The sequence below is a fragment of the Luteibacter sp. genome, from assembly GCF_035539195.1.
Lineage (GTDB): Bacteria > Pseudomonadota > Gammaproteobacteria > Xanthomonadales > Rhodanobacteraceae > Luteibacter.
Window position 1 is genome coordinate 1 of the sequence record NZ_DATLIW010000037.1, and the last position, 14,850, is coordinate 14,850.

Sequence of the window (14,850 nt, forward strand, 5' to 3'; positions counted from 1 at the left end):
CCACCCTCGAGGCGAGTTCCGCACAAGTGAGCGGCCGCAGGCCACATAAGACACGCCGCGAAGCGGCCTTCCGCACCGAACGCGGAGGACCTGTCTGAGCAGCGAGGGTGGGCACCGAAGGCTCTGCGCCGCCACGTCAGCACTCGCCGCGGCACGAGCCGTTGAACCGATGCCCTCGGCCTCACAATCTTTAACTTGAACGCCTAGTCGTACTTAGTCATGAAAAACCCCCGGAGACTGGACGGTCTCCAACGTCCGGGGGTCAGTTCACAGTAGGCCATTTACGAAAGGTTGTAGCCGCGCTCTTCGTGCAGTGCCAGGTCGAGGCCGATCTGCTCCTGCTCCTCGTCGACACGCAAGCCCATCGTTACCGCGATGCCCTTGAAGATGGCATAGCTGAGTACGGCACTGTAGACGACGGTGAAGGACACACCCTTGAACTGGATCCACAGCTGCAGGCCGAGGTCCGTGACGGTGCCGAAGCCGCCGAGTGCCGGTGCGGCGAGTGGTCCGGTAAGCAAGGCGCCGATGATGCCGGCGATCGCGTGCACGCCGAAGACGTCGAGCGAGTCGTCGTAGCCGAACCGGCGCTTGAGGGTCGTGGCGCTGAAGAAGCAGACCACGCCGGCGACCAGACCAAGCACGAGTGCCCCGCCCGGGCCGCAGGTACCCGCAGCCGGGGTGATGGCGACCAGCCCGGCCACGGCGCCCGACGCGATGCCGAGCACGCTGGCCCGGCGGTGGATCATCCACTCGATGGCGGTCCAGCCGATGGCTGCCGCGGCGGTGGCGATCTGCGTCACCAGCATGGCCATCCCTGCGCTGCCATTGGCGGCGACGGCGGAACCGGCATTGAAGCCGAACCAGCCCAGCCACAGCATGCTGGCGCCCACGAGGGTGTAGCCGAGGTTGTGCGGTGGCATGGCGGTCGTCGGGTAGCCGCGACGCTTGCCGATGACCAGGCAGCCGATCAGGCCGGCGATGCCCGCATTGATGTGCACCACGGTGCCGCCGGCGAAGTCGAGCACGCCGAGATCGCCGAGGAAGGAGCCCGGGCCACCCCAGACCATATGCGCAACGGGCAGGTAGACGACGGTGAACCACAGCGCGGTGAAGACGAGCAGGGCGGAAAACTTCATTCGTTCGGCGATCGCGCCGACGATCAGCGCGGGCGTGATGATGGCGAAGGTCATCTGGAACATCACGAAGACGGCTTCGGGAACGGTCTGGTAGAGACTGCCGGGCGTGAGGCCGGCCAGCATGCCGTGTCCGAGACCGCCGATGAAGGAATGCAGGTTGGTCGTGCCGGCCGTCATGCCGGTGTTGTCGAAGGCCAGGGAGTAGCCGTAGACCACCCACAGGATGGTGACCAGGGCGGTGATCGCGAAACACTGCATGAGGACGGAGAGCAGGTTCTTGGCGCGCACCATGCCACCGTAGAACAGGGCCAGGCCAGGGATGGTCATCAGCAGCACGAGCATCGTCGCGGTGAGCATCCAGGCGGTGTCGCCGGAGTCGAGTCTCGCCGGAACGGTCGCCTGGGCGAAGGCGCTGCAGGGGATGAGCGCGAAGGCGGATGTGGCGGCGAAAAGGCGTGCGAAGTTAGAGCGCATCGGCGTCGACCTCCTGCGTGCGGATCCGGATGGCCTGTTCGAGGTCGATGACGAAGATCTTGCCGTCGCCGATTTTTCCCGTGCGTGCGGCTGTGCTGATCGCCTCCACGGCGCGTTCGAGCTGCTCGTCGGTCACGGCGATCTCGATCTTCAGCTTGGGCAGGAAATCGACGACGTACTCGGCGCCGCGATAAAGCTCGGTGTGTCCGTGCTGCCGGCCGAAGCCCTTGACCTCGGTCACGGTCATTCCCTGCACCCCCGCCTCGGCGAGGGCCTCCCGAACGTCGTCCAGCGTGAACGGCTTGATGATCGCGTTGATCCACTTCACTACCGTTGCTCCCCATGGTTGGACTGGGGGAGAGGGAGCAGGATGCGTGCCAGCGTGCATGGAGACGCCGGAAGCCTTGTGCGGTGCGGCATAAGGGAGAAAACGTCGGCGGGGATACTTCACCTATGCACCGAATTGGTCGATACATTTCCCCATAATGGGGCTAATGTTGTGAAGCTCCTTGTGGGAGCCGATTCATCGGCGATGGTTGTAGGAGCCGATTCATCGGCGATAGATGTGGGAGCCGATTCATCGGCGATAGGGTGCTCGCGACACGCTGGCCCGCTGCCGCGGGATCGCCGATGAATCGGCTCCCACAAGATCCCTTGGCCTCCAAAGATCCATTGGCCTCCACAAGATCCCTTGGCCTCCACAAGATCCATTGGCCTCCACAAGATCCATTGGCCTCCCACAAAGGGCCTTCGGATTGCACAGTCGGGCGGAAAACAGTACCATTTTGGTCCGGTATTGAATGTCCCCCTTCCTCGATGCTCCGTGTCAGCCGATTGACCGATTACGCGACCGTGGTGATGACCTGCATCGCCGCGCACCCTGCCGACGTTCTGAGCACCGCCCAGATCGCCGATGAGGCGCGCCTGGAGTTGCCCACGGTGTCGAAGCTGCTCAAGCTGCTCGGCCACGCGGGGTTGGTGGAATCGTTTCGCGGGGTCAACGGCGGCTACCGGCTGGCGCGGCCGGCCGAGGCGATCAGCCTCGCCGACATCGTCGAGGCGATGGAGGGGCCGATCGGGATGACGGAATGCAGCGTGGCCCAGGGCCAGTGCGACCGTCAGTCCCAATGTGGCGTCAGCGACAGCTGGCGCTCGGTTTCCGGGGCTATCGGCGGCGTGCTGCGCGCCATGACCCTGGCTCAGATGCTGGCCGGGCGCCCGACGGCGCCGGCAAAGGACGCGGCCCCGGTCGCGCAGGCGAACGCATGAACGAGAGTGAGAACATGACACGCGACGTGGCAGCCCCGGTACGCGACAACGCCGAAGTGGTAGAGGCGCTCAATCGTCGCTACGAAGCCGGCTTCGTCACCGATATCGAATCCGACAGCCTTCCGCCCGGCCTGAGCGAGGACATCGTCCGCCAGCTCTCCGCGATCAAGGGCGAGCCGGAGTGGATGACCGAGTGGCGCCTTTCCGCCTACCGGCACTGGCTCACCATGCCCGAACCGGATTGGGCCAAGCTCGACATCGCGCCGATCGACTATCAGTCGGTCAGCTACTACTCGGCGCCGAAGGCCGGCCCGAAGTCGCTCGACGAGGTCGATCCCAAGCTGCTTGAAACCTACGAGAAGCTCGGCGTGCCGCTGCACGAGCGAGCGCGGCTGGCCGGCGTGGCCGTCGATGCGGTCTTCGACTCGGTCTCGGTCGGCACCACCTTCCGCAAGGAACTGGCCGAAGCCGGCGTGATCTTCTGCTCGATGTCCGAGGCGATCCGCGAACACGGCGATCTCGTGCGCCAGTACCTCGGTAGCGTGGTTCCCACCGGCGACAACTACTTCGCCGCGCTCAACTCGGCCGTGTTCTCCGACGGCAGCTTCGTCTTCATTCCCAAGGGCGTGCGTTGCCCGATGGAACTGTCGACCTACTTCCGTATCAACGCGATCAACACCGGGCAGTTCGAGCGCACGCTGATCGTCGTCGAGGACGACGCCTACGTGTCCTACCTCGAAGGCTGCACGGCGCCGATGCGCGACGAGAACCAGCTGCATGCGGCGGTGGTCGAGCTGGTCGCGCTCGAACGCGCGCAGATCAAGTACTCCACGGTGCAGAACTGGTACCCGGGCGACGAGAACGGCGTCGGCGGCATCTACAATTTCGTGACCAAGCGCGGCGACTGCCGCGGTGCGGATTCGAAGATATCCTGGACCCAGGTCGAGACCGGTTCGGCGATCACCTGGAAGTACCCCAGCTGCGTGCTGCGCGGCGACCGATCGGTGGGCGAGTTCTACTCGGTGGCGCTTACGCATCACCGCCAGCAGGCCGATACCGGCACCAAGATGATCCACATCGGCAAGGGTACCAAGTCGAAGATCGTCGCCAAGGGCATCAGCGCCGGGCGCAGCTCGAACAGCTATCGCGGCCTGGTGAAGATCGAGAAGGGCGCCGATGGCGCACGCAATTACACGCAGTGCGATTCCCTCCTCATTGGCAAGAAATGCGGCGCGCACACCTTCCCGTACATGGAAGTGAAGAACCCGAGCGCGATCGTCGAGCACGAGGCCACCACCTCGAAGATCTCCGACGATCAGCTGTTCTACTGCCTCTCCCGCGGCATCGGCGAGGAAGACGCCGTATCGATGATTGTCGACGGCTTCTGCAAGCAGGTGTTCCGCGAGCTGCCGATGGAGTTCGCCGTGGAAGCCAAGAAGCTGCTCGAGGTCTCCCTCGAAGGCGCGGTGGGCTGAGCATGGGCATCGCCGGCTCCGCCCCGGGCCTGACCGATCTGCGCGCGCTGCTGGCCGCGCTGGATCCCGAACTCGACCCGGTGCCCAAGCGTTTCCTGCACGCCTCTCATGAGAAGGCGCGCGAGCGCATGGCCGACGCCCTGATGATGTTTCGCGAGGCCGAGGGCACCACGCTCATCGTCGATGTCGACGAAGAGACCCTCGGCAACGAGCGCATGCTCTGGGCGCGCATCACCCTGCGCGTGCAATCGAGTCTTACCGCGGTGGGCCTGATGGCCGCCGTTTCCGCCGCGCTGGCCAAGCGCGGCATTCCCTGCAACCCCGTATCCGCGTTCCTGCACGATCACCTCTTCGTGCCCTGGGATCGCCGCGACGACGCGCTCGACGCGCTGTCGCACCTCACGCCCTGACGGACAGCACCATGCACATGCTTACGATCGACAACCTCCATGCCCGCGTCGAAGGCAAGGAGATCCTCAAAGGCCTCTCGCTCACCGTGAAGCCCGGTGAAGTGCACGCGATCATGGGACCGAACGGCGCGGGTAAATCGACCCTGGCCAACGTGCTTTCCGGGCGTGACGGTTACGAGGTCACCGAAGGCTCGGTGCATTTCGACGGGCGTGACCTGCTTACGCTGGAGCCGGAAGAACGCGCCGCGGTCGGCATGTTCCTGGCCTTCCAGTACCCCGTGGAAATTCCGGGCGTGAACAACACCTACTTCCTGCGTGCCGCGCTCAACGCGCAGCGGAAGTACCGGGGCGAGGAAGAGCTGGATTCGATGCGCTTCCTCAAGCTGGTGCGCGAGAAGCTCAAGGTGATGCAGATCTCCGACGACCTGCTCCACCGCGCGGTGAACGAAGGCTTCTCCGGTGGCGAGAAGAAGCGCAACGAGATATTCCAGATGGCCGTGCTCGAGCCGAAGCTGGCGATCCTCGACGAGACCGATTCCGGTCTCGACATCGACGCGCTGAAGCAGGTCGCCGAGGGCGTCAACGCGCTGCGCTCGCCGCAGCGCTCCTTCCTCATCGTCACCCATTACCAGCGCCTGCTCGACTACATCGAGCCGGACTTCGTTCACGTGCTCGCCGGCGGCCGCATCGTCGAGAGCGGCGACAAGAGCCTCGCCCTGAAGCTCGAAGAACAAGGCTATGCCTGGCTCGCCGACACGCACCCGGAGCTGCGCAAGGCCGATCTCGCCGGAGCGCCGGCATGACTCCCGTGCCGTCCCCGTTCGTGCGGGCGGCGCTGGATGCCGCCGCGACCGTTCCGTCCAGCGGCATCGCCTGGCTCGATGCCGCGCGTCGCGAGAACCTGGCGTCGCTCGCCGAGGCCGGCCTGCCCGAGTCGCGCAACGAGTCCTGGAAGTACACGCCGCTTCGCGCGCTGTCGCAGCGCGCGTTCTCGCTTGCCGATGCCGGCGTGGCAAACGGGATCGCGGTGGATTCCGCGGCCTACGCGTTGCCGGGTGTCGACGGCGCGCGTGCCGTCTTCGTCGACGGCGCGTTCCGTGCCGACCTTTCTTCGCTCGACGCCGGGACGGGCGTTTCGCTGGCACCGCTGGGCGTGGCACTGGCCACGCAGCCGGAACCAGTGCGCTTCGCGCTGGCCAATCGTTACCGTCGTGGCGCCGCCGATGCGTTCGCTCACATGAATGCGGCGCTGGCCCTCGACGGCCTGGTGCTGCGCATCGCCGACGACACGGTCGTCGCGAAGCCGGTGCACCTCGTGCACGTTTCGAGCGGCGCACAGGCGGACACCGCGTGGCATGTGCGCGTGCTGATCGACGTGGGCCAGGGTGCCCGCGTCGAGGTCGTCGAGCATTTCGTCTCCCTGGGCGAGGCCACCCAGCTGGGTACGGTCGTTTCCGATGTCGTGGTGCGTGAAGGTGCCACCCTCGGGCTGGCCGTGTTGCAGGATGCTTCTGCCGGGACGACCCTGGTCCGTCGCGGCCACGTGCGCGTCGAGGCGAAGGGCACCGCGACCGTCCACGCGCTGGAGCTTGGCGGAACGCTGGTGCGCCACGAACTCACCGGCGAACTCGTCGGCGATGGTGCCCGTTTCGATTCGCGCGGCGTGTTCGCCCTGGGCGCCCGTCAGCACGTCGACACCCAGCTCGAGGTGCGCCACAACGCGCGTGACACCACATCGGACGCGCTCTGGCGCGGTATCGCCGATGGCCGCTCGCGCGGGGTGTTCCGTGGTGCCATCGTCGTGGCGCAAGGTGCCGACGGCAGCGACGCCGCGCTGAGCAACAAGAACCTGCTGCTTTCGGCGCAGGCCGAAATCGACACCAAGCCGGAACTCGAGATCTACGCCGACGAGGTCAAGGCCGCGCATGGCGCGACCATCGGCCAGCTCGACGAGCGTTCGCTGTTCTACCTGCGTTCGCGCGGGATTCCGCTGGCGCAGGCACGCAGCCTGCTGACCCTGGCGTTTTGCCGTGCGGCGCTCGAATCGCTGCCGAACGAGGCCTTGCGCGAGCATTTGGGCGAGCTGCTGGTCGCACACCTGCCCAGCGGCCCGTCCGCCCCGTAACCCCGATACCCGACACCGAATACCGGAGCCAAGCCATGAACGCCAAGCCCGAGCCAGCGGTGTTGCCGCTCGACATCGAGCGCATCCGCGCCGACTTCCCGCTGCTGTCGCGCACCGTCCACGGCAAGCCGCTGATCTACTTCGATAACGCCAACACGAGCCAGAAGCCCGTGTCGGTGATCGAGGCGGTGGATCGCCACTACCGCCAGCACAATGCCAACGTGGCGCGTGCCGTTCACCAGCTTGGCGAAGAAGCGACGGCCTCCTACGAAGGCGCACGCGATGCCCTGGCGCGTTTCGTCAACGCAACCTCGCGCGACGAGGTGATCCTCACCTCGGGCACCACGCAGGCGATCAACCTGGTCGCGTACAGCTATGCGCTGCCTCGCCTGAAGCCCGGCGACGCGATCCTCACCACGGTGATGGAGCATCACGCGAACATCGTGCCCTGGCAGCTCGTCGCCGAACGCACGGGCGCGACCGTGAAAGCGGCGCCCATCGACGCCAATGGCGACCTGATCGTCGAGAAGTACGTCGAGATGCTCACGCCCGAGGTCAAGCTGGCCTGCGTCGGCCACGTCTCCAACGTGCTGGGCACGGTCAATCCCATCCGCGAGATCGCCCGCGAGTGCCGCAAGCGCGGCATCCCGTTGCTCGTCGACGGTTCGCAGGCAGCGCCGCATCGTCGCATCGACGTGCAGGCGCTGGGCTGCGATTTCTACGCCATCACCGGGCACAAGATGCTCGCGCCCACCGGCACCGGAGCGCTCTGGGCGAAGCGTGAGCACCTGATGGCGATGCCCCCGTTCTTCGGCGGCGGCGAGATGATCCGCGAGGTGCGTTTCGACGGCACGGTGTTCGCCGATCCGCCGCATCGCTTCGAGGCCGGTACGCCCAATATCGCCGGTTTCGCGGGTATGGCCGCGGCGATCCGCTACATCGAGGACATCGGCTTCGACCGCCTCAAGGCGTACGAGCAGGATCTCCTGGCCTATGCCACGAACGCGATCGAGAACCTGCCGGGCGTGCGGATCTTCGGTCGCGCGAAGGAGAAGGAGCCGGTCGTTTCGTTCCTGCTCGAGGGCGCGCACGCGAACGACATGGCGACGCTGCTCGACCTGCAGGGCGTGGCCGTTCGCTCGGGTCATCATTGCGCGCATCCGCTGATGCACTTCTTCGGCGTCCCCGCGACGCTGCGCGCCTCGCTGGCTTTCTACAACACGAAGGCCGAGGTCGACGGCTTCATCGAGGCGATCGGCAAGGTGCGCAAGCTCCTTGTCTAGACAGAATAAGCCCCTTTGCTCATGACCCCGACACACACCTTCCGCACCGCCACCGTCGCCGACGCCTCGTCGATCGCCGCCCTGGTCGAGTCCGCCTATCGCGGCGACGCCAGTCGCGCCGGATGGACCACCGAGGCCGATTTCCTGCATGGCCGGCGCACCGATATCACCGAGATCGAGGAACTGTTGACCGGCGAAAACGGCCGCTTCGTCCTGTTCGAGCGCGACGGTGCGATCGGGGCCTCCTGTTATATCGAGCGCCAGGGGCGGGTCTGCTATTTCGGCATGTTCTCCGTGCATCCACCCCTGCAGGGCTCCGGTATCGGTCGGCAGGTGATCGAGGAAGTCGAACGTATCGCCCGCGAGGAATGGGCCTGCGAGCGCATCGAGATGACCGTCATCGACATCCGCGCGGAACTCATTGCCTGGTACGAACGCCGTGGCTATCGCCGCACCGGTCGCACCAAACCCTTTCCCTACGGCGACGAACGTTTTGGCCTGCCGCAGCGCGACGACCTTCGCTTCGAGTACCTGGTAAAGGAATTGCACCGATGAGCGCATGGATCCGTGTCGGCACGCGCAGCGAACTCCTGCCGGGCGAGTTCAAGGTGGTATGGGATGGCGATACGGCCATCGCCGTCTACAACATCGACGGTGCGCTCTACGCCATCGAGGATGTCTGCACGCACGACGGCGGCGAGCTGGCCGGTGGCCCGGTGGTCGGCTTCGAGGTGGAGTGCGTGCGCCACGGCGCGCGATTCGACTTGCGCACGGGCGAGGTCACCTGTCCTCCGGCCTACGAGCCGGTCACGGTGTTCCCGGTCGACGAGCGCGATGGCGCCATCTGGACCCGCGACGATCGCTGAGCGGGCCCGCGTAGTCTGGCTTCAGCCTATGGCGCGCAACGCATTCACGCCCTAAGCTTGCCGCGGCGACACTCGTACTGGGGAATCCATGCTTTCGACCGACCGTCGGCGCACCGCGCTCGCGTTCGCGCTCCTGTTCGTTCTGTACCAGGCGGCCGAAGGCATCGGCGCGCGCCTGCTCGGCAGTGTGTCCGTCCAGGCCGTCTTTCTTCTCGCCATGGTCGTCGGTGCCTGGCCGTTGGGTCGCTGGCTGGGCTTTCGCGGCTACGAGGCCTATGCGCTGGAATGGCGACGTGGGGCGCCGCTGCTGTTGGTCGGTGGCCTCGCGCTCGCGTTGCTCATGAAGTACGTCGCTGTCTGCGTTGGCATGGCACTGAACGTCTATGCGGCGCGCGCGCCCGAGTCGACGCCGGCGGCCGCCGTGTCTTTCCTCTCGTCCATTCCCTGGGCGCTCGTGGTGACCTTCGTGCCCTCATTGGCCGAGGACATCCTCACGCGAGGGTTCCCGTATCGCGCCGTTCGCGTCCGTTGGCAGCCCTGGGTGTTCGTTCTCGCATCCAGTGCGCTTTATGCCCTGAACCCTATCTACCGTTGGGGACAGGGGCCTTCCGAGTGGGCGATGCTCTTCTGCTACGGCCTGGCCTACGCCACGGCCGTGGCACGTACGGGCTCGTTATGGCTGGCTGTCGGTTTGCACTGGGGATGGAACCTGGCCAACGTGCTGATCGGGGACATCCTGCCGTACGAGGCGCTGTCGACGTCGTGGTCGCCGTTCCTCTCGGCGGCGGCGCACCTGGTCATGATGGGCGTCTTGTTCGCGATCCCGACATCGTTCGAGCGCGACGGAATGGATGCCGACCTGGCCTGACCCTCGGCTCAGAAGTGGTACACGAAGGCCAGGGTCTCGGTGACCTGGCGGGTCGACCCGAAGTGGCTCACCAGGGGGCTCGAGGCAGCACCGCCGAACAGCTTTCCGTAGGTCACCGCCAGAGCGAAGCCGGTCTGCCGGGAGGTGGGAATGAACGCGTCGTACTCGATGTCCGCGGCTTGGCCGCCAGCGCCCGGGCGCCATGCGCGCGTGCCCAGATTGGCTGCCTCGGTGGGCGTGACGCCGAAGAAGCGACGCATGGCCGGACCGTTCATGCCTTCCACCTGCAGCTCGATGGAATGCTGGATGTACCAGATGTCGGGCAGTTTATAGTCGGCGTAAAGCGCCACGTACGCACCGGCGCCGTTGGTGTCGTGCGCCACGTGGCCGCCTACGCTGAAAGCCTTCGTGAAGGCGTATTCGAGATAGCCGCCGCCCTGGAACCGTGGCGACAGGGATGCCACCTTGCCACCCAGGGAGCCCAGGTCGTTACGCGTACGGCCCCATAGCCAGTTGGCGTACAGGCCGCCGTGCCAATGCTCGGCGTGGATCAGGTCGACCGTGAGGCCATCCGCCGTCGAAAGTTCGCCGAGACCGGGCATATCGATGTCGACATACGGCATACCCTGGTTGCGCCGGTCCTTCGAGCCCTGCCAGGCGGGCATGCGCTGTGCGCCTGCGCCGAACGCGTAAGTCGGCGTGGTTTCGTCGTCGGCGTGGACGGCTGCGGAGGCTGCCAGCAGGAGCAGGGCGGCGAAACACGAACGTCGCATGTGAAGAGCCGGGAACAGGATGGCCAGAGCATGCCACAATTCGGCTTAGCTCACGCTTTCATCACCGGGAAAGGGGTTCGAAAGGGAGTAGACGTAGCCTGCGCAGCATCCTGAAAAAAGGACGAATACGTCGTGCTGAGCTCAACCAAATGGAACATCCTCTGCGACTTCGACGGCACGATCGCCGTCGAGGACGTCATCGACTCATTACTGGACCGTTTCGGTCGCCCGGGTTGGGAAATCCTTGAGCGCGACTGGCGTGCAGGCGTGATCGGTTCGGCCGTGTGCATGGCCGGGCAGGTGGCCCTGCTCGACATGAGCCGCGCCGAACTGGAACGTCATCTCGCCGGTCTGCACATCGACCACGGTTTTGCCGGATTCGTCAAGGCGACCAGGGAGCGCGGCATCCCCATGGAGATCGTCAGCGACGGTCTGGACCACGCCATCCACGCGATCCTCGCCAGTCACGGCATCGACAGCCTGCCGACCGTGGCCAATCACCTGAACCAGACGGACACCCGGGCGTGGAATCTCACCTCGCCGTACAGCGTGGCCGGTTGCCGCAGCGGCACCTGCAAGTGCGCTCGCGCCGAAGTGGCCAAGGCGCGTGGCGGCAAGACCCTGCTGATCGGCGACGGCGCGTCCGACTTCTGCGCCGCCGATCGCGTGGACTTCGTCTTCGCCAAGAACCGTCTGATCGAGCACTGCCGTGCCGCCGGCATTCCCTACGTGCCGATCGCCAGTTTCGACGAAGCCATCGAACTGCTTCCCGCCCTGATCGACGGCACTCTGCTGCCGCAGACCGTAATGCCCATTATCGCGACGAGCGTCCAGGAAATTTCCGCATGACCATCCTCTCCAAGACCCCGCAGGTCGTCATCGACGACGCCACCCTGCTCGCCGACGAGGCGAAGTACTGCTCCTTCGGCGACACCGTGCACTATGTCGATCCGCCGAAGATCTTCCGTCACGCGGAAGGCAGCTACATCTACGACAGCGAGAACATCCCGTTCCTCGACCTGCAGATGTGGTACTCGGCCGTGAATTTCGGCTACGGCAACAAGCGCCTCAACGACACCCTGAAGGCGCAGATCGACCTGCTGCCGCAGGTTGCCAGCCAGTACCTGCACCAGGGCAAGATCGAACTGGCCAAGACCATCGCGGTCGACGCCAAGGAGAAGTTCGGTCTCGACGGTCGCTGCCATTTCAACGTCGGCGGTGCGCAGGCGGTGGAGGATTCGCTCAAGCTCGTGCGCAACGCGCGCGGCGGCAAGAGCCTGATGTTCGCCTTCGAAGGCGGCTACCACGGGCGCACGCTCGGCGCCTCGTCGATCACCTCCAGCTACCGCTACCGCCGCCGCTTCGGCCACTTCGGCGAGCGCGCGCAGTTCATCCCGTTCCCGTATCCGTTCCGCCGCCCGAAGGGCATGACGCCGGAAGAGTACTCGGACGCCTGCGTGCGCCAGTTCGCTCGCCTGTTCGAAACCGAATACAACGGCGTGTGGGATCCAAAAGTGGGCGAGGCCGAATACGCCGCGTTCTACGTCGAACCGATCCAGGGCACCGGCGGCTACGTGATCCCGCCGAAGAACTTCTTCATCGACCTGAAGAAGGTGCTCGACAAGTACGGCATCCTGATGGTGGTCGACGAAATCCAGATGGGTTTCTGGCGCACGGGCAAGCTCTGGTCGATCGAGCACTTCGGCGTGCAGCCCGACGTGCTCGTGTTCGGCAAGGCGCTGACCAACGGCCTCAACCCGCTGTCGGGTATCTGGGCGCGCGAAGAGCTGATCAACCCGGAGATCTTCCCGCCGGGCTCCACCCACTCCACGTTCAATTCCAATCCGCTCGGCACCGCGCTGGGCCTGGAAGTGATCAAGATGGGCTACGAGCTCGACTACGGCACGCGCGTGGCCGAGAAGGGCAAGCACTTCCTCGACGGTCTCCGCGACCTGCAGAAGCGTCACAAGGAAATCGGTGACGTCGACGGCCTGGGCCTCGCCCTGCGCGCCGAGATCTGCACCGACGACGGGTTCACGCCGAACAAGGCGCTGCTTGACCGCATGGTCGACATCGGCCTCGCCGGCGGGCTCACCCACAATGGCAAGAAGATCGGTCTCGTGCTCGATGTAGGCGGCTGGTACAAGAACGTGATCACGTTCGCCCCGTCGCTCGATATCTCGCACGACGAAATCGACCTGGCCATCGCGTTGCTCGACCAGCTGTTGACGCTGGCCAAGCGCGGCTGATAACCGGCAGCCTTGCGGTGGCGTTTGTGAACCAGCTCGAGCCGGATGCACTGCTCGGGCATTTCCAGCGCCATCCGCCGCGGGGGTTCACCCCATTCCCCGCGGCGGATGGCGCGCCACTTTTCGTGGCGCCCTTCGATCTACTCACCACCGCCGACGCCGACTTGCGCCGGCGCGTGGCGCGCCTGCCGTTGCAGGCCATGCTCAAGCGCCTGCTCACCCCGCGTACCTGTTTCGCGGGCACGACGGTGTCGGAATACTCCCTGTTCGTCGCCGCCAGCGATCCGGCCGCGGTCGCCGCAGACTGGGCACGCGGGCCCGGACGCACCTATCCCTTATTGATCGTGAAGGACCTCGCGCTCGACTCGCCGCTGACCAGTGCGAGCGATCGAGCGTGGACCGCACGCTTCGTCGACGCCGCGCGCGAGAGCGGCTACCTGATCGTCGAAGGCCAGGCGCTGGCCTATGTGCCGATCGACTTCACCTCGACGGACGACTACCTGTCGCGACTGTCGTCGTCGCGTCGGAAGAATCTTCGTCGCAAGCTGCGTTCGCGCGACCGGCTGCAAGTGGACGTCGTGCCGACCGGCGATGCTTTTGCCGAGGAGAGCGTGGTCGATGCGTACTACGCGCTGTTCGAGAACGTGTATGCGCAGAGCGAGGTGCATTTCGACAAGCTCACACGCGAGTTCTTCGCCGCTGCGCTGCGCGAGCCCGGTGGAGTGGTCTTCACCTACCGCGCGGACGGCGAACTGATCGGCTGGAACCTTTGCTACGAGCACGCGGGCAAGCTGCTCGACAAATACGTGGGGTTTGTCTACCCCGCCGCGCGTGAGCTCGACCTGTACTTCGTCAGTTGGTTCGTCAATCTCGAGTACGCGCTGTCGCGTGGGCTCACGCACTACGTGGCTGGGTGGACCGATCCCGAAGTGAAGGCCTCGCTGGGTGCGCGGTTCCATGTGACGCGACATGCGGTCTTCGTGCGCAACCCTGTCCTGCGCGCTATCCTTCGCCGCCTCGCTCATCGTTTCGAGCCAGACAGCCAGTGGGAGGCTCGCCATGATGCGGCAACCGATCGTTCTTGATGTAGACGGTTCCGTCGGGCCGCTGGCCGGACGCCTCGTGCTTCCGCTGCGTGACTGGGAGGAATCGATTCGCTTCGGCTGCTCGCTCGGACGCCTGCGTCGCTTCGGCACCATGCTGGATGAAACGATGCCGCAGGTTCACGGCACCGTCTTCCTCGGTAGCGGCGACTTCCACCACCTGACCTGGCCCCTCGTGGCGCGCGTGCGCGGGAGCGAGCGTTTCCAGGTCGTGGTCCTGGACAACCATCCGGACAACATGCGTTTCCCGTTCGGGGTGCATTGCGGTTCCTGGGTGCGCCGCGTAGCCATGCTTCCGCGTGTGAGTCACGTTCACGTGATTGGCATCACCTCGGCCGACATCGGGCGTGGTCATGCGTGGGAGAACTACCTGGGCCCGCTGCGCGCCGGCAAGCTGACCTACTGGTCGACGGGCGTGGACACCGGCTGGGCCGCGAAGGTCGGTCTCGGTCACGCGTTCCGCTCGCACGCGACGTCGGCGGAGATGGTCGATGCCTTCGTCGCCATGCAGGCGAACAGCTCCGAGCCCGTCTATCTTTCGATCGACAAGGACGCCTACGCCGCCGACGTGGCCCGGACGAACTGGGACCAGGGCACGCTGAGCGAAGCGGGTGGCGCGGCAATCCTCGACGCGGTGCGCGGTCGGGTCGTCGCCAGCGACGTTACCGGCGAGATCTCCCGGTACCGATACACGTCATGGTGGAAGCGTCGCCTGAGCGCGATGGATGGCCAGGAAGAGATCGACGCGATGCGTCTGGCCGAATGGCAGGCCGAGCAGCATGCGTTGAACGAGCGGCTTCTCGCGTTGATCTGAGC

Annotated in this window: 16 protein-coding genes; 13 read left to right on the plus strand and 3 right to left on the minus strand. The window is 65.6% G+C overall.

The genetic code is table 11. The features are described 5' to 3' along the window. Positions 1-281 precede the first annotated feature (281 nt). Positions 282-1,613 (minus strand): ammonium transporter, encoded by a 1,332-nt coding sequence (locus VM621_RS15250; protein WP_325469818.1) that lies wholly within the window; start codon positions 1,611-1,613, stop codon positions 282-284. Next, on the minus strand, positions 1,603-1,941 hold the full coding sequence (locus VM621_RS15255; protein ID WP_107914437.1) for a P-II family nitrogen regulator: 339 nt from the start codon (positions 1,939-1,941) through the stop codon (positions 1,603-1,605). Before VM621_RS15255 ends, VM621_RS15250 begins: the two co-directional genes overlap by 11 nt. Positions 1,942-2,429: 488 nt before the next feature. Between VM621_RS15255 and VM621_RS15260 the strand changes: the two genes are divergently transcribed. From VM621_RS15260 to VM621_RS15300, 9 genes are all read left to right on the plus strand, one after another. After that, entirely contained in the window at positions 2,430-2,882 is a 453-nt protein-coding gene (locus VM621_RS15260) for an SUF system Fe-S cluster assembly regulator (protein ID WP_325469819.1), read from the plus strand. Between the two features lie 14 nt (positions 2,883-2,896). Then, positions 2,897-4,357 (plus strand): Fe-S cluster assembly protein SufB, encoded by a 1,461-nt coding sequence (gene sufB, locus VM621_RS15265; RefSeq protein WP_325469876.1) that lies wholly within the window; start codon positions 2,897-2,899, stop codon positions 4,355-4,357. A 2-nt stretch (positions 4,358-4,359) separates the two neighbouring features. Further along, complete coding sequence (locus VM621_RS15270; RefSeq protein WP_325469820.1) at positions 4,360-4,767, plus strand: ACT domain-containing protein; 408 nt, start codon at positions 4,360-4,362, stop codon at positions 4,765-4,767. 17 nt (positions 4,768-4,784) lie between these two features. Then, positions 4,785-5,570, plus strand: coding sequence for a Fe-S cluster assembly ATPase SufC (sufC, locus tag VM621_RS15275; protein ID WP_325469877.1), 786 nt, complete (start codon positions 4,785-4,787; stop codon positions 5,568-5,570). Further along, complete coding sequence (sufD, locus tag VM621_RS15280) at positions 5,567-6,892, plus strand: Fe-S cluster assembly protein SufD (RefSeq protein WP_325469821.1); 1,326 nt, start codon at positions 5,567-5,569, stop codon at positions 6,890-6,892. The genes sufC and sufD overlap by 4 nt, the downstream gene beginning before the upstream one ends. A 35-nt stretch (positions 6,893-6,927) precedes the next feature. Next, complete coding sequence (locus tag VM621_RS15285) at positions 6,928-8,175, plus strand: cysteine desulfurase (RefSeq protein ID WP_325469822.1); 1,248 nt, start codon at positions 6,928-6,930, stop codon at positions 8,173-8,175. 21 nt (positions 8,176-8,196) lie between these two features. Beyond that, the gene (locus tag VM621_RS15290) at positions 8,197-8,730 is read left to right on the plus strand and encodes a GNAT family N-acetyltransferase (protein WP_325469823.1); all 534 of its coding nucleotides are present in this window, start codon (positions 8,197-8,199) and stop codon (positions 8,728-8,730) included. Next, positions 8,727-9,041, plus strand: a complete 315-nt coding sequence (locus VM621_RS15295; protein WP_325469824.1) for a non-heme iron oxygenase ferredoxin subunit — start codon at positions 8,727-8,729, stop codon at positions 9,039-9,041. Before VM621_RS15290 ends, VM621_RS15295 begins: the two co-directional genes overlap by 4 nt. 88 nt (positions 9,042-9,129) lie before the next feature. Then, on the plus strand, positions 9,130-9,909 hold the full coding sequence (locus tag VM621_RS15300) for a type II CAAX endopeptidase family protein (protein ID WP_325469825.1): 780 nt from the start codon (positions 9,130-9,132) through the stop codon (positions 9,907-9,909). Between the two features lie 8 nt (positions 9,910-9,917). On the opposite strand, the gene VM621_RS15305 is transcribed toward VM621_RS15300, so the two are convergent. Then, on the minus strand, positions 9,918-10,682 hold the full coding sequence (locus tag VM621_RS15305) for a MipA/OmpV family protein (protein WP_325469826.1): 765 nt from the start codon (positions 10,680-10,682) through the stop codon (positions 9,918-9,920). A gap of 135 nt (positions 10,683-10,817) precedes the next feature. Between VM621_RS15305 and VM621_RS15310 the strand changes: the two genes are divergently transcribed. From VM621_RS15310 to VM621_RS15325, 4 genes are read left to right on the plus strand one after another with little or no spacing between them, the layout of a single operon-like run. Then, positions 10,818-11,531: an MtnX-like HAD-IB family phosphatase gene (locus VM621_RS15310; protein WP_325469878.1), complete on the plus strand. Its 714-nt coding sequence runs from the start codon at positions 10,818-10,820 to the stop codon at positions 11,529-11,531. Continuing rightward, positions 11,528-12,931, plus strand: coding sequence for an aspartate aminotransferase family protein (locus VM621_RS15315; RefSeq protein ID WP_325469827.1), 1,404 nt, complete (start codon positions 11,528-11,530; stop codon positions 12,929-12,931). Before VM621_RS15310 ends, VM621_RS15315 begins: the two co-directional genes overlap by 4 nt. Positions 12,932-12,948: 17 nt before the next feature. Continuing rightward, complete coding sequence (locus tag VM621_RS15320) at positions 12,949-14,016, plus strand: GNAT family N-acetyltransferase (protein ID WP_414674551.1); 1,068 nt, start codon at positions 12,949-12,951, stop codon at positions 14,014-14,016. After that, entirely contained in the window at positions 13,994-14,848 is an 855-nt protein-coding gene (locus VM621_RS15325; RefSeq protein ID WP_325469879.1) for a hypothetical protein, read from the plus strand. Before VM621_RS15320 ends, VM621_RS15325 begins: the two co-directional genes overlap by 23 nt. Positions 14,849-14,850: the final 2 nt, after the last annotated feature.

Excerpts from the sequence above, each read along its gene's own strand:
- VM621_RS15250 (WP_325469818.1), bottom strand. The coding sequence starts at position 1,613 with ATGCGCTCTAACTTCGCACGCCTTTTCGCCGCCACATCCGCCTTCGCG.
- VM621_RS15260 (WP_325469819.1), top strand. The coding sequence starts at position 2,430 with ATGCTCCGTGTCAGCCGATTGACCGATTACGCGACCGTGGTGATGACC.
- sufB (WP_325469876.1), top strand. The coding sequence starts at position 2,897 with ATGACACGCGACGTGGCAGCCCCGGTACGCGACAACGCCGAAGTGGTA.
- VM621_RS15270 (WP_325469820.1), top strand. The coding sequence starts at position 4,360 with ATGGGCATCGCCGGCTCCGCCCCGGGCCTGACCGATCTGCGCGCGCTG.
- sufC (WP_325469877.1), top strand. The coding sequence starts at position 4,785 with ATGCTTACGATCGACAACCTCCATGCCCGCGTCGAAGGCAAGGAGATC.
- sufD (WP_325469821.1), top strand. The coding sequence starts at position 5,567 with ATGACTCCCGTGCCGTCCCCGTTCGTGCGGGCGGCGCTGGATGCCGCC.
- VM621_RS15285 (WP_325469822.1), top strand. The coding sequence starts at position 6,928 with ATGAACGCCAAGCCCGAGCCAGCGGTGTTGCCGCTCGACATCGAGCGC.
- VM621_RS15290 (WP_325469823.1), top strand. The coding sequence starts at position 8,197 with ATGACCCCGACACACACCTTCCGCACCGCCACCGTCGCCGACGCCTCG.
- VM621_RS15295 (WP_325469824.1), top strand. The coding sequence starts at position 8,727 with ATGAGCGCATGGATCCGTGTCGGCACGCGCAGCGAACTCCTGCCGGGC.
- VM621_RS15300 (WP_325469825.1), top strand. The coding sequence starts at position 9,130 with ATGCTTTCGACCGACCGTCGGCGCACCGCGCTCGCGTTCGCGCTCCTG.
- VM621_RS15305 (WP_325469826.1), bottom strand. The coding sequence starts at position 10,682 with ATGCGACGTTCGTGTTTCGCCGCCCTGCTCCTGCTGGCAGCCTCCGCA.
- VM621_RS15315 (WP_325469827.1), top strand. The coding sequence starts at position 11,528 with ATGACCATCCTCTCCAAGACCCCGCAGGTCGTCATCGACGACGCCACC.
- VM621_RS15325 (WP_325469879.1), top strand. The coding sequence starts at position 13,994 with ATGCGGCAACCGATCGTTCTTGATGTAGACGGTTCCGTCGGGCCGCTG.